This is a genomic window from Saccharothrix sp. CB00851, assembly GCF_001905065.1.
Taxonomy (GTDB): domain Bacteria; phylum Actinomycetota; class Actinomycetes; order Mycobacteriales; family Pseudonocardiaceae; genus Actinosynnema.
The window spans coordinates 90,543-109,476 of sequence record NZ_LWLC01000008.1; the positions used below are offsets into that span (position 1 = coordinate 90,543).

The window sequence follows — 18,934 nt, forward strand, 5'->3', positions numbered from 1 at the left end:
CTTGACGGGGGAGACTCGCCGTGTTCGCCGATATCTTCGTGTGATCTTGCCGTATGTCGGCGCCGTGCGCACGTCCGTTACCCCAAGGTTTACCCGGGTGAGACGGGTGCGGGATCCCGAAGTGGCCGGTCACAGCAGTGGGGCCGCCCCTCGCAAGGGACGGCCCCACGGGTGCTGTCGGCAGGTCAGAGCTGGGAGACGACCCAGTCGACGGCCTTGGTCAGCGTGCTCACGTCGGTCGGCTCGACGGCCGGGAACATGGCCACGCGGAGCTGGTTGCGGCCCAGCTTGCGGTAGGGCTCGACGTCCACGACGCCGTTGGCGCGGAGCACCTTGGCCACGACGGAGGCGTCGACCGAGTCGTCGAAGTCGACGGTGCCGACGACCTGCGAGCGGTGCGCGGGGTCGGCCACGTACGGGGTCGTGTAGGAGGTCGACTCGGCCCAGCTGTACAGGCGCGAGGACGAGTCGGCGGTGCGCTGGACGGCCCAGTCGAGGCCGCCGTTGCCCAGGATCCACTCGATCTGGTTGTTCAGCAGGAACAGGGTGGCCAGGGACGGCGTGTTGTAGGTCTGGTCCTTGGTGGAGTTGTCCAGCGCCGTGGTGAGCGACAGGAACTCCGGCACCCAGCGGCCCGACTGGCCGATCTCGGCGACGCGCTCCAGGGCCGCCGGCGACATCAGGGCGATCCACAGGCCGCCGTCGGAGGCGAAGCACTTCTGCGGCGCGAAGTAGTAGACGTCGAAGTCGGCGGCGTCGACCGGCAGGCCGCCCGCGCCCGAGGTGGCGTCGATGGCGACCAGGGCGCCGTCGCTGCCCGCCGGGCGGGAGACGGGGACGGCGACGCCGGTCGAGGTCTCGTTGTGCGCCCAGCCGACGAGGTCGGCGCCCTCGGCGTAGGTGATCTCGGGCGCGCTGCCCGGGTCGGCCTTGACCACGATCGACTCGCCCAGGAACGGCGCGTCGTTGGTGACCTTGGCGAACTTCGAGGAGAACTCGCCGTAGGTGAAGTGCTGGGCGCGCTCGCGCACCAGGCCGAACGCGGCGGCGTCCCAGAACGCGGTGGTGCCGCCGTTGCCCAGGACGACCTCGTAGCCCTCGGGCAGCGAGAACAGCTCCCGCAGACCGGCGCGCACCGAGCCGACCAGGGACTTCACCGGCTTCTGCCGGTGGGAGGTGCCCATCAGCGCGGCGCCCTCGGCCGCGAGCGCCGCGAGGGCCTCGGGACGGACCTTGGAGGGCCCGCACCCGAACCGGCCGTCGGACGGCAGCAGGTCGGAGGGCAGGACCAACGTGGTCGGGTCGGCGGTCTGGGTCATCGCGAAGCCTCCGGTTACGGGGAGGGGGTCGGCACGACCGGCGCCGTTGCCGGGTCCCTAAGTGTTGCAGCCACGTGGCCGGGTGGTGACAGGCGGGTGTCCCCCGTCACTCCAAGCGGGGTGGAAACGCGCAGTTCTCAGGCGATCTCGTCCCAGCCCTCGACCTCGGACGGCTTGCGCGGGCCGGGGCCGACGTACTTGGCGGACGGGCGGACGAGGCGGCCGGTGCGCTTCTGCTCCAGGATGTGCGCCGACCAGCCCGCGGTCCGGGCGCAGGTGAACATGGCGGGCATCATGTGCGGCGGCACCTGGGCGAAGTCGAGGATCACCGCGGCCCAGAACTCGACGTTGGTCTCGATCGCGCGGTCCGGGCGGCGTTCGCGCAGCTCGGCCAGGGCGGCCTGCTCCAGGGCGTTGGCGGCCTCGTAGCGGGTCGCGCCGAGTTCCTGGCACGTCCGCCGCAGCACGCGGGCGCGGGGGTCCTCCGCCCGGTACACGCGGTGGCCGAAGCCCATCAGTCGCTCGCCGCGGTCGAGGATGCCCTTGACGAACGCCTTCGCGTCGCCGGTGCGCTCGACCTCCTCGATCATCGGCAGCACGCGGGCGGGCGCGCCGCCGTGCAGCGGGCCGGACATGGCGCCGATCGCGCCGGACATGGACGCCGCGACGTCCGCTCCGGTGGAGGCGATGACGCGGGCGGTGAACGTGGAGGCGTTCAGGCCGTGCTCGGCGGCCGACACCCAGTAGGCGTCCAGGGCTTTGACGTGCGCCGGGTCGGGCTCGCCGCGCCAGCGGGTGAGGAAGCGCTCGGTGATGGTGGTGCACTCGTCGATGCGGTGCTGCGGCACGGCGGGCCGGCCGATGCCCCGCGCGGACTGCGCCGCGTACGACAGGGCCATGACGGAGGCGCGGGCCAGCTGCTCGCGGGCCTGCTCGTCGGTGATGTCCAGCAGCGGCTGGTAGCCCCAGATCGGGGCGACCATGGCCAGCGCCGCCTGCACGTCCACCCGCACGTCACCGGTGTGCACCGGGATCGGGAACGGCTCGGCGGGCGGCAGACCGGGTCCGAAGCGGCCGTCGACCAGCAGGGCCCACACGTTGCCGAACGTCACGTGGCCGGCCAGGTCCTCGATGTCCACACCGCGGTAGCGCAGCGCGCCACCGTCGCGATCCGGCTCGGCGATCTCGGTGCGGAAGGCGACCACGCCCTCCAGGCCCGGCCGGAAACCGTCGTCCTCGGTCTGCACCACGCTGTGCGCTCCTTCTCTGGCGGGAGTGAAGAGTTGGGCAAACCTTGCTCCCCTTCTCCACCGCAGGCAATCGGGGGTGCGCGTGTCGTCGGTCACGATCAAGGAACCGATTCAGAAGGCCGGTAGATCGTTAAGCCCTTGTTTCGGTTCCCGGCTCGCGCGTGTTTCCCGTGGTAGACCGACCACCATGCACCTGACACCGCACGAGCGGGACAAGCTGCTGGTCCACGTGGCGGCCGACGTCGCGCGCAGGCGGCTCGACCGGGGCGTCGTCCTGAACTACCCGGAAGCGGTCGCGCTCATCACCGACCACGTCCTCGAAGGCGCCCGGGACGGCCGCACGGTCAGCGAGCTGATGCAGAGCGGGCGGCACGTGCTGCGCCGCGACCAGGTGCTCGACGGCGTGCCCGAGATGATCGAGTCCGTGCAGGTCGAGGCGACCTTCCCGGACGGCACCAAGCTCGTGACCGTGCATGACCCGATCGTGTGAGGAGCAGCTGTGGTCCCTGGCGAGATCATCACCGGTGACGAGCCGGTCGAGCTGAACCCCGGCCGGCCGCGCACCACGCTCGTCGTGGTCAACGCGGCGGACCGCCCGGTGCAGGTCGGGTCGCACTACCACTTCGCCGCGGTCAACCCCGGGCTGGAGTTCGACCGGGAGGCCGCGTGGGGCAAGCGGCTGGACGTCCCGGCGGGCACGGCGGTGCGGTTCGAGCCGGGCGTCGAGCGGGAGGTGACGCTCGTGCCGATCGCGGGTCTGCGGCGGGTGCCCGGGCTGCGGCCGGAGTGGGCCGGGGAGCTGGACCGGTGAACGAGATCAGCCGCCGCCGCTACGCGGAACTGCTCGGCCCCACGGTCGGCGACCGGATCAGGCTCGCCGACACCGACATCCTGATCGAGGTGACCGAGGACCGGTCGATGGGCCCTCAGGGCTCGGGCGACGAGGTGATCTTCGGCGGCGGGAAGGTGGTCCGCGAGTCGATGGGCCAGGGCGTGGCCACCCGCGCGGAGGGCGCGCCGGACCTGGTCATCACGGGCGCGGTCGTGCTCGACCACTGGGGCGTGGTGAAGGCCGACGTCGGGGTCAGGGACGGGCGGATCGTCGGCATCGGCAAGGCGGGCAACCCCGACACCATGGACGGCGTCGACCCGGCGCTGGTGATCGGGCCGTCGACCGAGGTGCTCTCGGGCAACGGGAAGGTACTCACGGCCGGTGGCATCGACTGCCACGTCCACTTCATCACGCCGGGGATCGTGGACGTGGCGGTCGCCTCGGGGCTGACCACGTTGATCGGCGGCGGCACGGGTCCCGCGGAGGGCACGAAGGCGACGACCGTGACGCCCGGCGCGTGGAACCTGGGGCGGATGCTGGCCTCGCTGGACCACCTGCCGGTGAACATCCTGCTGCTCGGCAAGGGCAACACGACCCGGGAGGACGCCCTGCGGGAGCAGTTGGCGGGTGGTGCGGGCGGGTTCAAGCTGCACGAGGACTGGGGCACCACGCCGGCCGCGATCGACGCCTGCCTGAGGATCGCCGACGAGTCCGGGGTGCAGGTCGCGATCCACACGGACACGCTCAACGAGGCCGGGTTCCTGGAGTCGACGCTGGCCGCCATCGCGGGCCGGTCGATCAACGCCTACCACTCCGAGGGCGCGGGCGGCGGGCACGCGCCGGACATCATCCAGGTGGTGTCCGAGCCGAACGTGCTGCCGTCCTCGACCAACCCGACGCGCCCGCACACGGTGAACACGCTGGAAGAGCACCTGGACATGCTGATGGTGTGCCACCACCTCAACCCGTCCGTGCCCGAGGACCTGGCGTTCGCGGAGAGCCGCATCCGGCCCACCACGATCGCGGCCGAGGACGTCCTGCACGACCTCGGCGCCATCTCGATGATCAGCTCGGACTCGCAGGCGATGGGCCGGGTCGGCGAGGTCATCATCCGGACGTGGCAGACCGCGCACGTGATGCAGCGGCGGCGCGGTGACCTGGCCAGTGGTGGCACGGCAGGCAACCTGCGTGCCCGCCGGTACGTGGCCAAGTACACGATCAACCCGGCGATCGCGCACGGCATCGACCACGAGGTCGGGTCGGTGGAGGTCGGCAAGCTGGCCGACCTGGTGCTGTGGGAGCCCAAGTTCTTCGGCGTGCGGCCGTCGGTGGTGCTCAAGGGCGGGTTCATCGCGCACGCGGCGATGGGTGACGCGAACGCGTCCATCCCGACCCCGCAGCCGATCTTCGCCCGGCCCATGTTCGGCGCGCTCTCGGCGGCGCGCAGCAGCGTGCACTTCGTGTCGCGGCAGGCCGTGGACGCCGACCTGGCGGACGTGCTGCGGCTCGCGCGGCCGTTGGTGCCGGTGCGGGACACGCGGGGGGTGACCAAGGCGGACATGGTGCTCAACGACGCCCTGCCGGACGTGAAGGTGGACCCGGACAGCTTCGCCGTGCGCATCGACGGCGAGCTGGTCGAACCCGCGCCGGTGGCGGAGCTGCCCATGGCCCAGCGCTACTTCCTGTTCTGATGAACCTCGCGGCGCTGATGATCGCGGACTCCCGGTTCCCGGGCGGCGGCCACGTGCACTCGGGCGGGCTGGAGGAAGCCGTCGCCCGGCGGCTGGTGCACGACGAGGTGTCGTTGCGGTCTTTCCTGGTCGGTCGGCTGCGCACGGCGGGCGCGTTGGGCGCGATCTTCGCGTCGGCGGCCTGCCGCGGGCGGTACGCGGAACTGGATGCCGAGCTCGACGCCCGCACGCCGTCGCCCGCCCAGCGCCGCGCGTCACGCGTGCAGGGGCGCGGTATCGCGCGGGCGGCGCGGAAGTCGTGGCCGTCGCCCGCGCTGGCGGAGCTGTTGCGAGTCACGCCGAGGCCGCACCACCCGGTGATCGTCGGCGTGCTGGTGGGTGAGCCGTTCGAGGCCGCGCAGACCGTGGCCTACCACGCCGTGACGGGTCCGGCGACGGGTGCGATCCGGTTGCTGGGGCTGGACCCGTTCGGGGTGAACGCGGTGCTGGCGCGGCTCGCGCCGGAGATCGACGCGGTCGCCGCGATGGCCGCCGGGCACGCCGACACCCCGCCCGAAGACCTGCCCGCGCCCAGCGCCCCCGGCCTGGACCTGCTGGCCGAAGCCCACGACCGCCACCACTCGGAAGAGGTGCGTCTCTTTGTCAGCTGACCACGTGCACCCGGTGAACTTCGACCCCACCGACGCGGGCCACGACCCCCACGACCACCACGGACCGCACGAGCACCGGGCGGTGCGGATCGGCATCGGCGGGCCGGTCGGCAGCGGCAAGACCGCGTTGACGGCGGCGCTGTGCCGGGCGTTGGGCGGCAGCGTGAACCTCGCCGTGGTGACCAACGACATCTACACGACCGAGGACGCGGACTTCCTGCGCGCCGCTGGGGTGCTGGACGTCGAGCGGATCGAGGCCGTGCAGACCGGCGCGTGCCCGCACACCGCGATCCGTGACGACATCACCGCCAACCTGGACGCGGTGGAGCTGCTGGAGCACCGGATCCCCGGCCTGGAGCTGGTGATCATCGAGAGCGGCGGTGACAACCTCACCGCGGTGTTCAGCCGCGGTTTGGTGGACCGGCAGGTGTTCGTGGTCGACGTGGCGGGCGGCGACAAGGTGCCGCGCAAGGGCGGCCCCGGTGTGACCACCGCGGACCTGCTGGTGATCAACAAGACCGACCTCGCGCCGATGGTGGGCGCCGACCTCGGTGTCATGACGGCCGACGCCCACCGGATGCGCGGTGAGCTGCCGGTGATCAGTCAGTCCCTTGTGGACACACCGGACGCTCCCGCGGTGGCCGAGTGGGTGCGCGTTCAGCTCCGCACGCTCGCGGCGGTCAGTTGATTGCCGAACGGGCTGACGTCACCCGCGCAGCCGTGCTGCTCGGTCATCGGCAGGTACAGCGGCACGGTCTCGTCCGGCGGGAACACGCGGATGCCCCACACGGGCGTCTTGCGGCACACGTCCGGGTCGAAGTTGTCGACCTGGGCGAAGCCGACGTCCGAGCGGACCGCCGTGCCGTGCGGCAGGGTGAGCGACGGCCCTCGTTCGCCGACGCGCACGGCGGCGGCGCCGACCTGGTTGCCGTTGGCATCCACATAGGACACGCCCGGGAAGCCGCGCAGAACGCACGCGTGCAGGCCCCGGTTGGTGAACACGACCTCCCGGTACATCGTGCCCGCCGCGCCTCCCTCGCGGCCGAAGCCGATGGTCAGGTCGGCGGAACGACAGGTGCCGGCCTCCGGGACCGCGAGAGCGGCTCCCCCGACGGCGAACATCGCCGCGAGGACCGCGGCGGCTGCGACAAATCTCCTCATCACGATCTCCCCCGAGATTCGCGGGTGGGAGTTCCACCCGACCCAAGGACGTGTCGGGGGTCACAGGGGTTGCGCCGGTGAGGGCGCGGGCTCACTTGGTCGTGGCGCCCGACCCGAACGGGCGAACCGTCGTGCGCGAGGTGCGGTCGATGGCCCCGCTGCGCCTGGTGCCCCGCCCGGGGCCCCAGGAGGTCGCGCTGGTGCACCTGGTCAGCGCGGTCACGGCGCCGTTGGGAGGTGACGACCTGGAGTTGCGCGTCACGGTGGAGGCGGGGGCGTCGCTGGAGCTGCGCGGGGTGGCGGCGACGCTCGCGCTGCCCGGCCGGCACCCCGGCGGCAGCCGTGCCCTGGTCGACGTGGAACTGGCCGACGGCGCGTCGTTGGCCTACCTGCCGGAACCGACCGTGGTCACCGCGCGTGCGTGCCACGAATCGGTGTTCCGCGCGCGAATGGGGGAAGGCGCTCGGCTGCGTGCGCGGGAAATCGTCGTGCTGGGTCGGACGAATGAGAAGTCCGGTTCGCTCACCACCACGCTCGACGTTCGCCGGAATGGGCCCGTAATAAGACAGACATCCCGGCTGGGAACGCCCGAAGTGGACACCAGCCCGGCGGGCCTGGTGGGTCGCCGGGTGTTCGGCACCGAGCTGTTGTGCTGGGACGACGACCTCCCGGGAGCGGTTTCAGAGGACTGGTGGTCGCTCGTCCCGCTGGCCCGCGGCGGAAGCCTGAGCACCGCCTTGGCCGACGACGCGGTGACCGTCGAACGCGCGCTCGACGAGGCGCGGGCCCGGCACCCCGGATCCAGCCGCTTTCTGACTCGATCTCGGACTCGATTCCGAGGCGATGGTCACACCGAAAGTCACGGATCGGGTGGCGGTCATCACCGTGCGGGCGGTTTCGCCTCGGGCGCCGAACCCGTACGGTCGCTGGATCGCTAGGTGCCACAAGTGCCTTGGCCAGGCCGAATTACGCTCCGGGAGGTCGGGATGTCGGAGACGACGAACATCGCGTTGCCGTCTATGCGCGTGTCCTACGAACAGGGCTCGCTCACGGAGAGCGACCTCGCGGCCACTTGGCACGAGCAGCTGCAGCTGTGGCTGGACCAGGCGACGGGCGCGGGCCTGCCGGAGCCGAACGCGATGGTCCTCGCGACCGCCGACCCCCAGGGCCGGCCGTCCTCGCGGACCGTGCTGGCGAAGGGCCTGGACGAGCGCGGCCTGGTGTTCTTCACCAACTACACGTCGACGAAGAGCCACGACCTGATGGCCACCCGGTACGCGTCGGCCACGTTCCCGTGGTTCGCGATGCAGCGGCAGGCCCACGTGCGCGGCACGGTCGAGAAGGTCGGCCCGGAGGAGACCGCGTCCTACTGGGCGAGCCGCCCGCGCGGCTCGCAGCTGGGCGCTTGGGCGTCGCCGCAGTCCCGCGTGGTCAGCGGACGCTCCACTTTGGAGAGCGCGCTGAACAAGGTCGAACGGCAGTTCGCCGAGGCCGACCGGGTACCCGTGCCGCCCCACTGGGGCGGCTGGCGCATCCGCCCGGACGAGGTCGAGTTCTGGCAGGGTCGCCGCGACCGCATGCACGACCGCCTCCGCTTCCGCCTCGGGCGTGACGGCTGGGAAGTGCAGCGCATCGCGCCCTAGCGCCGGCGCAACAGGATGACGTGATCGGCCTCCGCCACCACTCGATGGGTGGCGGAGGCCGTTCTCACGAGGTGGGCTTCCTCGCCGCGCTCGACCGGCCAGCCCGACGGGCGGGCGATGAGGAGCCACTCGGCGTCCGCGGGGAACAGGGACACGCGGCACCGGTGGGTCAGGTGGGGTGCGAGGCGGTTCGAGGCGGCCACGTGGGCGTGGTCGGGGATCGTCGCCAGGATCTCGGCGGCGGTGGCGCGTTGGGCGTCGTCCCAGGTGGGCAGGGGTGACGGGCGGAGGAGCAGGACCAGCGTGATGGCCGCCGAGACGGTCGCGCAGAGCCGGACCCGGCGTGGTGCCGTGCTCAGGAACGCGAGGAAGGCGATCGGCATGAGCACGGCGCTGTAGTGGTGCTCGATGCCCCAGTGCGCGGGGTTGCCGGAGGCGAAGCGCCAGGCCAGGGTGGGTGCGGCGAGCAGGACCAGCGGGGATCGCAGCGCCCGGAAACCGGTCGGCGCGAGCAGGCGGCGACGGTGAGCAGGCGCAGCCAGCCGAGGCCGCTCGTGGTCGTCAGCTGTCCCCAGTACGCGTAGTCCCCGGCCGGGTTGAGCGCCGGCAGCACCACGGTGACGGTCACGGTGAACGCCGTCACGCCGAACACCGCGACCGCCCAGCCGCGCCGGGCACCGCGCCACACCAGGTACCCGCCGATGGCGGCGACGGTCAGGCCGAGGTCCTCCTTCACCAGGACGAGCGGCAGCGCCCAGGCGATCGCCCGGTTCCACCGCTCGCGGGCCAGGGCCTCCAGCGAGAACGCCAGCAGCGGCACGGCGAAGGCCACCTCGTGGAAGTCGAACGCGATGGTGTTGTACAAGCCCCACGACAGGCCGTAGGCGACGCCGAGGACGACGCCGCGCGAGGTGCCGAGCCGGTCGACCGCGTACCTCGTGACCGGGATCGCCGAGACGGCCACCAGGACGGCTTGCGCGGCCAGCAGCGTCTCCGCGCGCGGCGCGATGGCGTAGAGCGGGGCGAGCACGGCGAGGATCGGGTGGAAGTGGTCACCCAGCAGCGGGAAGCCGGGACCTTTCAGGTCGGACGTCGGCCACCGCCCGGCCGCGTAGGAGCGCACCGCCTGCTCGAAGATGCCCAGGTCGTACCCGGTGGTCCGGAACGCGTGGTGCCGCAGCAGCGCGTAGGAGGTGTAGAGGACGGCCAGGCCGAGCGCGACGGCGTGCGCCGGTCGGACGGTGGTCCGCGTTCGGGTGTCGAGCACGGCCGCAGCGTCGGGCGAGCACGCTGAACCGGACCTGAAGGCGGCTGAAGGGGTCTTCAGGCCAGCGGCAGCCGGATGGCGACGGTGGTGCCCCGATCGGTGTCCTCGATCGCGACCGTGCCGCCGTGGGCGTGCACGCCCTCGCGCACGATCGCCAGCCCGAGCCCGGCCCCGCCCTCGTCGCGCGCACGGCCCTCGTCCAGCCGCACGAACGGCTCGAAGACGCGTTCCCGGTCCGCTTCCGGGATGCCCGGTCCGTCGTCGGACACGCGCAGCACCGCCGTGCCGCCCTCGACCGCCACGGTGACCTCGACCCGGGACGACGCGTGCCGCTCGGCGTTGTCGAGCAGGTTGCGCAGCACCCGCCGGAGGTGCGCGCGGTCGCCCGAGGTCGGGATCAGCCCGGCGAGCCGTGCGGCGCCGTCGTGCGCGCGTCGGTCGGCGTTGGCGAACGCGTTGTGCGCGAGCTGCAGCTCCATCTGCCCGACCACCCAGGCCGCGCCCGAGGCCAGCAGCGCCCCGGCGACCACGGCGGCGGCGACCGCGATCCGGACCCTATCCACGGCCCACCACGTACCCGGCGCCGCGGACCGTGCGGATGACGTCACGGCCGAGCTTGCGGCGCAGCGAGCTGACGTAGACCTCGACCAGGTTCGGGTCCGGTGTGGACGCGAAGTCCCACAGCCCGTCCAGCACCTCCGCCTTGCTCACCACCTCGCCCGGCCGCGACAGCAGGAACGACAGGACGCTGAACTCCTTGACCGACAACGGCACCGGCACACCGCCCGACCGGCACTCCCGCCTGCCGAGGTCCAGCTCGACGTCCCCGACCCGCAGCACGCTCGGCCGCGTCGACCCGCCCCGCCGGATCAGCGCCCGCAACCGGGCCAGGAACACGACGTAGGAGAACGGCTTGGAGAGGAAGTCGTCGGCGCCGGTGTCCAGCGCCTCGGCTTCGTCCAGCTCGCCGTCCTTGGCCGTGAGCATCAGGATGGGCGTGGCGTTCCCGGCCGCGCGTAATCGGGCGCACACGCGGTAGCCGTTCAGGCCGGGCAGCAGGATGTCGAGGACGATCGCCGCGTAGGTGTGCTCGGAGGCCATCCACAACCCGTCGGGCCCGGTGAACGCGAGGTCGACGGCGTACCCCTCGGCCTCCAGCCCGGCTTTCAGCGATTCGGCCAACCGGACTTCGTCCTCGACCACGAGCAGTCGCACACCCTGCACCTTAGGTCCGGACCGCGCGTGGTGGCCGACATCTCGGTGGAGATTTCGTTAGTTGCCGTACGCTAACGACTGTGCGGAGAGTGCTGGGGAAGATCGCCATCGACACGCGGCCTCTGAAGGTCGTGGCGTTCCGGCGGCTGTGGCTCTCGACCGTCGTCACGGCCGTCGGCAGCCAGTTGACCGCGGTCGCCGTGCCGAAGCAGGTGTACGACCTCACCGGGTCGTCCGGCTGGGTCGGTGTGGCGGCCGGGGTGGCGCTGGTGCCATTGCTGGTCTTCGGCCTGTACGGCGGCGCCATCGCGGACGTGGTGGACCGGCGCAAGCTGCTGGTCGTGACCAACACCGGTATCGCGGTGACGTCCGTGCTGCTGTGGGCGCAGGCCGCGCTGCACGTCGACTCGGTGTGGCTGGTGATCGCCCTGCTCGGCCTGCAACAGGTGTTCTTCGCCGCCAACGCGCCCGCCCGCACCGCGTCGATCGCCCGGCTGGTGCCCGCCGACCAGATCCCGGCCGCGACGGCGCTCGGCTCGACGGTGATGATGTTCGGCGGCGTGTTCGGGCCGATGCTGGCGGGCGCGCTGATGCCGGTCATCGGCCTGTCGACGCTGTACCTGGTCGACTCCATCGCGCTGACGCTGACCATCTGGGCGGTCTGGAAGCTGCCACCGCTGCCGCCGCTGAACGGGACCTCGCGGCGGGCCGGGCTGCGGGACGTGGTCGACGGGTTCCGGTACCTGGCCGTGCAGAAGATCCTGCTGGCCAGCTTCCTGCTGGACATCATCGCGATGGTGTTCGGCATGCCCCGGGCGTTGTTCCCGGAGATGGCGGAGCAGACGTTCGGCGACCCGCCCGGCGGCGGGTTGGCGCTGGGCCTGCTGTTCGCGGCGATCCCGTTGGGCGCGATGCTGTGCGGCCTCACGTCCGGCTGGACGTCCCGGGTGACCCGGCACGGCATGGGTGTCGTGCTCGCGGTGGTGGCGTGGGGCGTGGCGATGGTCGGCTTCGGCCTGTCGCACGCCCTGTGGCTCGCCGTGGTGTTCCTGGCCATCGGCGGTGCGGCGGACATGATCAGCATGGTGTTCCGCAGTGCGATCCTCCAGTCGGCCGCGACGGACGAGATGCGCGGCCGGATGCAGGGCGTGTTCGTCGTGGTGGTCGCCGGCGGCCCTCGGCTGGCGGACCTGCTCCACGGCACCACGGGCGCGATGATCGGCCCCGGCAACGCGACGGCGGTGGGTGGTGTGCTGGTGGTCGTGGCGACCGCCGTGGCCGTGCTGGCGATCCCGGCGATCCGGCGCTACCGCTTCACGCCCGAGGGCGTCGGCCCGGTGGACGTCCGCGACTGAGGGCGTCGGTGGTCAGACCGCGGTCCGAGGAGCCTCGTCCGGGTCACCGTGCCGCTTCCGCGCCGCGCGCAGCCGCAAGCGGTCGAGGAACCTGATGGACGGGGTCGCGGTGATGCCGTGCAGGACGATGGAGCCGATCACGACCAGGCCGACCACCCGCCAGATCGCGTCCTGGTCGGCGAAGTCCCCGGCCTGCAGCGCGTAGGCGACGTAGAAGAGGGAGCCGACGCCCCGCACCCCGAAGAACGAGATGACGGCCCGCTCACGAGGCCCCGTCTTGCCGCGCGCCAGCGCGACCAGGCCCGCCACCGGCCGCACCACGAGCAGGACGGCCAGCGCCACCAGCACCTCCCGCCACCCGGTGCCCGCCAGCAGGCCGGTGACCGCCGCGCCGCCGAGCAGGAAGATGATCAACACGGTGAGCATCCGCTCGACCTGCTCGACGTACTGGTGCAGCACCCGGTGGTAGCCGTGGGAGCGCTCGCCCGCCCGGATCGTGCAGGCGCACACGAAGACCGCGATGAAGCCGTACCCCTCGGCCAGTTCGGTCAGGCCGTAGGCCAGGAAGGTGCAGGCGAGCGCGACGAAGCCCTCGGCGTGCTCGGCCAGTCGGAAGTCCTCCGACGGCGCGGCGAAGAACAGCTTGCGCAACGCCCACCCGATGAGCAGGCCGACGAGCACCCCGCACGCCAACCGCCACAGCACGTCCACCAGGAGCCAGCGCGGCAGCCAGGCGTCCGGCGCCGCGCCGACGACGCTGATCGCCACGGCGGCGTAGGTGAACGGGAACGCCAGCCCGTCGTTGAGCCCGGCCTCGGAGGTCAGCGCGAACCGGGCCTCGTCCTCACCTTCACCGGGCCGGTCGGGGTTCTCCGCGGGTTCGGCCACCTGCACCTCGCCGGCGAGCACCGGGTCGGTGGGCGCCAGGACCGCCGCGAGCAGCAGTGACGAGGCCAGGCCCAGCCCCAGCGCGCCCCACCCCAGCAGGCCCACGGCCAACATCGTCACGGGCATCGTGAGGCCGAGCAGCCGCCAGGTGCTCGACCAGCGGCGCAGCCCGATCGGCCGGTTGAGCGCGAGTCCCGCGCCCATCAGCGAGATGATCACGCACAGCTCGGTGAGGTGCAGGGTGAGCGTGCCGTGCTCGGTCGGATCGGGGTCGGGCAGTCCCTCCACGACGGTGAACGCGACCGCGCCGGCGCCCAGGAAGATCATCGGCATCGAGATGGGCGCCCGGCCGACGACCCGGGGCAGCACCGCGGCCAAGAGGGTCGCGACACCGACGCCGGCGTAGGCCACGGCGGTCGAACCCACCAGCGGGCCTCCTCTCGGTAGGCCCCGCGGCCGGGCACGCGCCCGGCCGCGGGGGTACCGGGTGAGGTACCCCTGAGCGGTGGCGTCAACCCCTCCGGCGAGGTCGCCGCGGGCGGGCTACTGGGCCCGCAGGAACCGCTCCCACGAGGCGGCGGGGAAGCTGAGCGTCGGCGCCGGGTTCTTGGAATCCCGCGCCGCCACCCGGGTCCGGAGACGCGCCACCTCGACGCAGTTGGCGCTGCTGGCGCTCCGGGAACTCTTGCGCCACAGCACCTCCACGCAGTTCGCACTGCTGTTGCTGCGGGAACTCTTACGCCACAGGGTCATGTCTCCATCGTGTCACGCGAGGCCCTTCAGGTAATCCAGCGTCTCCTGCTCGGTGTAGGCCAAACGCCGGAGCGCGGCCCAAGTCGCCTCGAACACCTCGATCTGGTCGTCCTCGTCGATGAACAGGCTCGCGACCTTGTTCTCCAACAGCACCAGGCTCGGGTCGTCGTCGTACTCCAGGATCACGAACGGCCCGTTGAGACCGCCGTGCAGTTCTGCGTCGGTCGGCACAACCCTCACCGTGATGTTGGGGCGTTCCCCCGCGTCGATGAGGTGCCGGATCTGGCGGCGCTGCGCCGCTTGGTCGTGGAACGGGCGCTCCAAGACGCTCTGCTCAATGATGACGCTCAGCTTGAGCGGCGTGTTGCGGCTGAGCAACCCTTGGCGGGCCATCCGGCTCGCAACCAGAGCATCCACTTGGGCATCCGTGAGGGTGTGGCCCGTGGCCTTGATGATCGACCGGGCATAATCCGGGGTCTGGAGAAGACCGGGAATCATCAGGGGTTCGTAATTGAGCAGTGAGCTGGCCTCAACCTCGAAATCGGCCCAGGTCTGCCAGTCCTCGGGAAGGTTTTGGTTGGTCATCCGCAACAAGCCGCGTTGCTCGGCGTGCCGGGCGAGGTCCAGGAGTTCGACGCGTTGTTTACGCGCAACCTTGTAGCAGTCGAGCAGCTTCTCCAAGTCGTCGAGGTAGACGCCGATCTCGGACGACTCGATGCGGCTGATCTTGCTCCCGGACATGCCCACGGACTCGGCGACGGCGTCCATGCTGAGGCCGGCGGCGGTGCGCAGTTTTCGGAGGACGTGTGCGAGTCGGCGGGAACGGGCGGATGGTCCAGCGCGGCGTGCCATGCGATCAAGCTAGGGTGCTTGCAAATTGCACTGCAAGGACAGTCACTCGAACGAGTTATTGCCGGAATTGTGGCAAGGCTGCAAATCTTTCGGTATGGAGCCGATCATCAAGGTGACTTCGCCGAAGCGTGAGTGGTTGTTGCGGTGCTACTCGGACAAGGAGGACGTGCTGAGCCTGGAAGTGCAGGACGGCGCGATCGACGTGTTCCTGCCCTCGGGCGTGGACGGCGTCCGGCTGGAGGTCGACCAGATCGCGGCGTTCCGGGAAGCGCTGGACGAGGCCATCGCGCAGGCCGAAGCCGACCTGCGGGCCGCCGCGCGCGACTGAACATCAAGACTTGCCCAAGGTGCGCGGATCCGACTATCCGGGTCCAGTGTGATCCGGCACACTCAGTCGGCATGGCGGAAGCGACGAGCGCACCGGCGCAACCGGAACTGAAACGGGCCATCGGCCCGAAGTTGCTGCTGTTCTTCGTGGTCGGTGACATCCTCGGCACCGGCATCTACGCCCTCACGGGCAACGTCGCGGGCAAGATCGGCGGCGCGCTGTGGCTGCCCTTCCTGGTCGCGTTCGTGGTGGCCTTCCTGACCGCGTTCAGCTACCTCGAACTGGTCGGCAAGTACCCCAGGGCGGCCGGTGCGGCGCTGTACACCAACCGTGCCTTCAAGATCCAGTTCCTCACCTTCATGGTGGCGTTCGCGGTGATGAGCTCGGGCATCACCTCGGCGTCGTCCGCCGCGCTCGCGTTCGGGCGCACCTACCTGCAGTCCGTCATCAAGGAGTTCTTCTCCGACACGTTCACGGTGTCCGCGACGCTGGTCGCGATCCTGTTCATCGTCGGCCTGGCGCTGATCAACTTCCGGGGCGTCTCGGAGTCGGTCAAGGCGAACGTCGTGCTGACGTGCATCGAGCTGTCCGGCCTGGTCATCATCATCGCGATCGGCATCTACGCGGTGCTCGCGGGTGACGGCGACCCGGGCCGGCTGACCCAGGTCGATCCGGCGCCGGGCCAGAGCGCGCTCGTCGCGATCACGTCCGCCACCGCGTTGGCGTTCTTCGCGATGGTCGGGTTCGAGGACTCGGTGAACATGGCCGAGGAGTGCCGTGAACCGGCCCGCATCTTCCCGCGCGCGATGCTGTGGGGCATGGTGATCGCGGCGATCATCTACGTGCTGGTCGCGATCACGTCGTCGCTGCTCATCCCGGCCGACGAGCTGTCCGAGGCCGGGTCGTCGGCGCTGCTGAGGGTCGTCACGGTCGGCGCGCCCGGCTTCCCGCTGTGGATCTTCTCGCTGATCGGCCTGTTCGCGGTGATCAACTCGGCGCTGATCAACATGCTGATGGCCAGCCGGCTGGTCTACGGCATGGCGAACGAGCGGATCATCCCGAAGGTGTTCGGCACGGTCCACCCGTTCCGCCGCACGCCGTGGATCTCGATCGTCTTCACCTCGGGCGTCGCGATCATCCTGGTGTCGACCGCCGACATCGCCAAGCTCGGCGGCACGACGGCGTTGCTGCTGCTGGTGGTCTTCACCATCGTCAACATCGCGGTCCTGGTGCTGCGCAAGGAGAAGGTCGACCACCAGCACTTCCGCGCGCCGACGTGGGTGCCGGTGCTGGGTGCCATCACGTGCGCGTACCTGGCGAGCCCGCTGTCGGGCCGCGCGTCGGCGGACTACGAGATCGCGCTGTACCTGCTCGCCGCCGGTGTGGTCCTCTGGCTCATCAACCGGGTGGTGCACGGCAAGGTCACGTTCAACCCGGAGAAGTTGTCCAAGTGACCTGTTGACCGTGGTGGGGATTCGCGTCCCCACCACGGTCCTCTTCGGACGTTCAGTGCCCGAGTTCGGCCAGCACGGCGAGGAGTTGGCCGCGCTGCTCCTCGTCCCGCCGGACCTGTTGGCCCTCGACGCCGCTGAAGAGGGAGATCGCGTCGTCGCCGTGCGCCAGTTCGCGGAGCATCGGCAGGAGCGGGGCGGCGTCGGCGCCCAGTTCCCGCAGCGACTCCACGAGCCACGGCCCGACACCCCAGTAGGGGAACTTCAGTCGCACCGCCTCCACGAGCGGCTCGGTGTCGCCGGTCAGGCGGCGCAGTGCCAGCGCGACGGGGTGGAAGGTGCGATGGTTGCCGGTCAGCATGCGCAGTGGCAGTGCGGCGGGGTGGGAGGCGAGACGGTCGTCGGGCAGCAGCGCCGCCCGCAGGCCGGGGACGAGGTCGGCGGCGGCCGGTCCCAGCCGGCCGGTGAGGTCGGCCACCTCGGCCGCGAACTTGCCCGCGTCGAGGGCGTCCGCGGCGGCGCTGAGCACTGCGGCGTCCTGGGGTCCGGCGGCGTCGGCGTCCAGCAGCAGCTTGGCGGCCTCGATCCGGTCCATGATGGCGTGTTCGTCACTGGTGGGCGTGCCGGCGATGTCCCGCAGCGCGGGGATGATGCCGTCGAGGGGAAGTCCGCGGTTCAGCGCCACCCGTGCGGCGGCCACGGTTTCGCCGGCGGCGACGGCCTCGGCGACGAGGCCGCTCAACCGGCTGACGTCCCCGGTGACGGCGCTCAGGGCCTGCGCGTAGTCCAGCCGACGCTCCCACTTCGCCGTCGGGTCGTCCTGGACCTGCGCCAGCGCGGGCACCGCGGCCGACGCCGCCGGTCCGATGGCGCCGATCGCCCGCACCGCCCACCACTCGTCGTGCGGGACGAAGCGGACGAGTTCGGGGACGGCGTCCGCCGCGTCCGGGCCCCAGTGGTGCGGCAGCCGGGTCAGGGCGTTGACCTCGTTGTGCCACTGCATCCGGCTCTGCAGCCCGTCGTACCCGCCGCGCTCCGACGACCACTGGGCAGGCAGCGCGGCCAGCCGGTCGCGCACCGCGGCCAGCAGGGCCGGGTCGCACGGCACGCCGATGTCGATCAGCAGGTGGAGCCCGTCGGAGGTCACGCGGCCCGCGGTGAGCGCGGTGGCCAACGGCGCGTGCCAGCGCGGATCGCCCAGTCCGATCAGGGTTTCGAACGCCAACTCGACCAGCCGGGCCTCGGGCGAGCCGTCGTCCGCCGCCCTCGGGTCGGCGACGAGAGCGGCGAGGGAGTCGGCGGCCAGGGCAGCGGCGGCGGTCACGTCCCGCACGGCGGTGGCGGCGGCGACGCGGACCTGGACGTCGGGGTGGTCGATCCCGGCCGCCAGCAGCGGCGCGAATTCCTCGCGCGCGGAACGTGATCGCACGCACCGCTGGTACGCCGTGCGGATCGCGGTGCGCGCGGCGTCGGCACCGCCCCGCTCGAACAGCGCCCGGCAGATCCGGGTGAAGGACGCGCGGTCGAGCCGCGCGACGATGTGGGAGAACGGGTCGTGCGACCAGATCCAGCCCTTCAGCGGCTCGCCGTCGAGCCAGAGGCGGATCACCGCGTCGGTGGCGGCGTCCGGCCACGGCAGCCCGGCGTCGGCGATCGCCCACAACGCGCCGGCACTGGCGGCGGCCGGTCGGTTCGGCGCCAGTTCACCCGCCGGCCACTCGGCGCTGTCGGCAGGGGACAGGCGCACGGCCGCGGCGAGCAGCCCGGCCAGCACGAGCGGTGACGTCTCGCGCTCTTGTCGCGCGCGCAGCGCGGGCACGACCTCGGCGGCGGTCGACCGCGGGAGGTGGCCGAGCAGGTGGGTGGCGAGGTGCCGGACGTCGTCGTCCGGGTCGTCCAGCAACGGCAGCAGCCGCGAGGTCTCGCGGGCGAGCGCCGTGCGCACGTCCGCGAGCACCTCGGGCCTGGCGTCTTCGGACTTGGCGATCGCCCCGAGCAGGTTGACCAGGTGGGCGCGTCGGGGCGTGCCGGGATCGGCGGCGAGCCGGGCCACGAACGGCACCGCCCACGGCGTCGCCGAGTACAGCGTGCCCTGGTGGTAGACGCTGCCGTACAGGTGCTCGATCGCGTCGCGGGCGAGTTCCTCGTCCGCCCCGACCGCGTCGCGCAAAACTCCCGGCACGTCCTCCGCCGAGCCGTACGCGTGGCCCAGTGAGGCCCAGTCGACGTCGTCGATGCCGTCGAGAGCGTCGGCCGTCATGTCGGGTGCTCCTCCCGCG

The 18,934-nt window shown here is 71.6% G+C and carries 21 protein-coding genes; 10 read left to right on the top strand and 11 right to left on the bottom strand.

Annotated elements, in window-relative coordinates; all coding sequences use genetic code 11:
- Window positions 1–185: 185 nt before the first annotated feature.
- Window positions 186–1,319, bottom strand: a complete 1,134-nt coding sequence (serC, locus tag A6A25_RS09940; protein ID WP_073887914.1) for a phosphoserine transaminase — start codon at window positions 1,317–1,319, stop codon at window positions 186–188.
- 137 nt (window positions 1,320–1,456) lie between these two features.
- Complete coding sequence (locus A6A25_RS09945; RefSeq protein WP_073887915.1) at window positions 1,457–2,569, bottom strand: citrate synthase 2; 1,113 nt, start codon at window positions 2,567–2,569, stop codon at window positions 1,457–1,459.
- A gap of 187 nt (window positions 2,570–2,756) precedes the next feature.
- On the opposite strand from A6A25_RS09945, the gene A6A25_RS09950 reads away from it, so the two are divergent.
- From A6A25_RS09950 to ureG, 5 genes are read left to right on the top strand one after another with little or no spacing between them, the layout of a single operon-like run.
- On the top strand, window positions 2,757–3,059 hold the full coding sequence (locus A6A25_RS09950) for an urease subunit gamma (protein ID WP_073887916.1): 303 nt from the start codon (window positions 2,757–2,759) through the stop codon (window positions 3,057–3,059).
- A 9-nt stretch (window positions 3,060–3,068) separates the two neighbouring features.
- Window positions 3,069–3,380 carry an urease subunit beta gene (locus A6A25_RS09955; protein ID WP_073887917.1) on the top strand — a complete coding sequence of 104 codons (312 nt, stop codon included), beginning with the start codon at window positions 3,069–3,071 and terminating at the stop codon, window positions 3,378–3,380.
- Window positions 3,377–5,092 carry an urease subunit alpha gene (locus tag A6A25_RS09960; protein WP_073887918.1) on the top strand — a complete coding sequence of 572 codons (1,716 nt, stop codon included), beginning with the start codon at window positions 3,377–3,379 and terminating at the stop codon, window positions 5,090–5,092. The genes A6A25_RS09955 and A6A25_RS09960 overlap by 4 nt, the downstream gene beginning before the upstream one ends.
- On the top strand, window positions 5,092–5,742 hold the full coding sequence (locus A6A25_RS09965) for an urease accessory protein UreF (protein WP_073887919.1): 651 nt from the start codon (window positions 5,092–5,094) through the stop codon (window positions 5,740–5,742). The genes A6A25_RS09960 and A6A25_RS09965 overlap by 1 nt, the downstream gene beginning before the upstream one ends.
- A gap of 4 nt (window positions 5,743–5,746) precedes the next feature.
- On the top strand, window positions 5,747–6,430 hold the full coding sequence (gene ureG / locus A6A25_RS09970; protein ID WP_073887920.1) for an urease accessory protein UreG: 684 nt from the start codon (window positions 5,747–5,749) through the stop codon (window positions 6,428–6,430).
- Here ureG and A6A25_RS09975 read toward each other — a convergent pair.
- The gene (locus tag A6A25_RS09975) at window positions 6,400–6,903 is read right to left on the bottom strand and encodes a DUF4232 domain-containing protein (RefSeq protein ID WP_083668211.1); all 504 of its coding nucleotides are present in this window, start codon (window positions 6,901–6,903) and stop codon (window positions 6,400–6,402) included. The two genes, ureG and A6A25_RS09975, sit on opposite strands and share 31 nt — an antisense overlap.
- Before the next feature lie 149 nt (window positions 6,904–7,052).
- On the opposite strand from A6A25_RS09975, the gene A6A25_RS09980 reads away from it, so the two are divergent.
- Window positions 7,053–7,841, top strand: a complete 789-nt coding sequence (locus A6A25_RS09980) for an urease accessory protein UreD (RefSeq protein WP_143193055.1) — start codon at window positions 7,053–7,055, stop codon at window positions 7,839–7,841.
- Window positions 7,842–7,889: 48 nt separating this feature from the next.
- Window positions 7,890–8,546: a pyridoxamine 5'-phosphate oxidase gene (pdxH, locus tag A6A25_RS09985; RefSeq protein WP_073887923.1), complete on the top strand. Its 657-nt coding sequence runs from the start codon at window positions 7,890–7,892 to the stop codon at window positions 8,544–8,546.
- Here pdxH and A6A25_RS46250 read toward each other — a convergent pair.
- The 4 genes from A6A25_RS46250 to A6A25_RS10000 are packed head-to-tail and all read right to left on the bottom strand — an operon-like array spanning window position 8,543 to window position 11,028.
- Window positions 8,543–9,016 carry a DUF2079 domain-containing protein gene (locus A6A25_RS46250; RefSeq protein ID WP_274534300.1) on the bottom strand — a complete coding sequence of 158 codons (474 nt, stop codon included), beginning with the start codon at window positions 9,014–9,016 and terminating at the stop codon, window positions 8,543–8,545. The two genes, pdxH and A6A25_RS46250, sit on opposite strands and share 4 nt — an antisense overlap.
- On the bottom strand, window positions 8,902–9,813 hold the full coding sequence (locus A6A25_RS46255) for a DUF2079 domain-containing protein (protein WP_198932632.1): 912 nt from the start codon (window positions 9,811–9,813) through the stop codon (window positions 8,902–8,904). Before A6A25_RS46255 ends, A6A25_RS46250 begins: the two co-directional genes overlap by 115 nt.
- Window positions 9,814–9,869: 56 nt before the next feature.
- Complete coding sequence (locus A6A25_RS09995) at window positions 9,870–10,376, bottom strand: sensor histidine kinase (protein ID WP_073887924.1); 507 nt, start codon at window positions 10,374–10,376, stop codon at window positions 9,870–9,872.
- Window positions 10,369–11,028, bottom strand: a complete 660-nt coding sequence (locus A6A25_RS10000) for a response regulator transcription factor (RefSeq protein WP_073887925.1) — start codon at window positions 11,026–11,028, stop codon at window positions 10,369–10,371. The genes A6A25_RS09995 and A6A25_RS10000 overlap by 8 nt, the downstream gene beginning before the upstream one ends.
- Before the next feature lie 80 nt (window positions 11,029–11,108).
- Here A6A25_RS10000 and A6A25_RS10005 point away from each other — a divergent pair, with 80 nt between their 5' ends.
- A complete protein-coding gene (locus tag A6A25_RS10005; RefSeq protein WP_073887926.1) occupies window positions 11,109–12,383 on the top strand; it encodes an MFS transporter in 1,275 nt (424 codons plus the stop codon).
- A gap of 12 nt (window positions 12,384–12,395) precedes the next feature.
- On the opposite strand, the gene A6A25_RS10010 is transcribed toward A6A25_RS10005, so the two are convergent.
- The 3 genes from A6A25_RS10010 to A6A25_RS10020 all read right to left on the bottom strand — a co-directional run bounded on the left by A6A25_RS10010 (window position 12,396) and on the right by A6A25_RS10020 (window position 14,876).
- Entirely contained in the window at window positions 12,396–13,697 is a 1,302-nt protein-coding gene (locus A6A25_RS10010; protein WP_241828574.1) for a cation:proton antiporter, read from the bottom strand.
- Window positions 13,698–13,814: 117 nt separating this feature from the next.
- The gene (locus A6A25_RS10015) at window positions 13,815–14,024 is read right to left on the bottom strand and encodes a DUF397 domain-containing protein (protein WP_073887928.1); all 210 of its coding nucleotides are present in this window, start codon (window positions 14,022–14,024) and stop codon (window positions 13,815–13,817) included.
- A gap of 12 nt (window positions 14,025–14,036) precedes the next feature.
- Entirely contained in the window at window positions 14,037–14,876 is an 840-nt protein-coding gene (locus tag A6A25_RS10020; RefSeq protein WP_073887932.1) for a helix-turn-helix domain-containing protein, read from the bottom strand.
- A gap of 94 nt (window positions 14,877–14,970) precedes the next feature.
- Between A6A25_RS10020 and A6A25_RS10025 the strand changes: the two genes are divergently transcribed.
- Together A6A25_RS10025 and A6A25_RS10030 are read left to right on the top strand one after the other, a co-directional pair.
- Complete coding sequence (locus A6A25_RS10025) at window positions 14,971–15,204, top strand: hypothetical protein (protein ID WP_073887934.1); 234 nt, start codon at window positions 14,971–14,973, stop codon at window positions 15,202–15,204.
- 71 nt (window positions 15,205–15,275) lie between these two features.
- On the top strand, window positions 15,276–16,658 hold the full coding sequence (locus A6A25_RS10030) for an APC family permease (protein WP_073887936.1): 1,383 nt from the start codon (window positions 15,276–15,278) through the stop codon (window positions 16,656–16,658).
- 52 nt (window positions 16,659–16,710) lie between these two features.
- On the opposite strand, the gene A6A25_RS10035 is transcribed toward A6A25_RS10030, so the two are convergent.
- Window positions 16,711–18,915: a hypothetical protein gene (locus A6A25_RS10035; protein WP_073887938.1), complete on the bottom strand. Its 2,205-nt coding sequence runs from the start codon at window positions 18,913–18,915 to the stop codon at window positions 16,711–16,713.
- Between the last annotated feature and the right edge of the window lie 19 nt (window positions 18,916–18,934).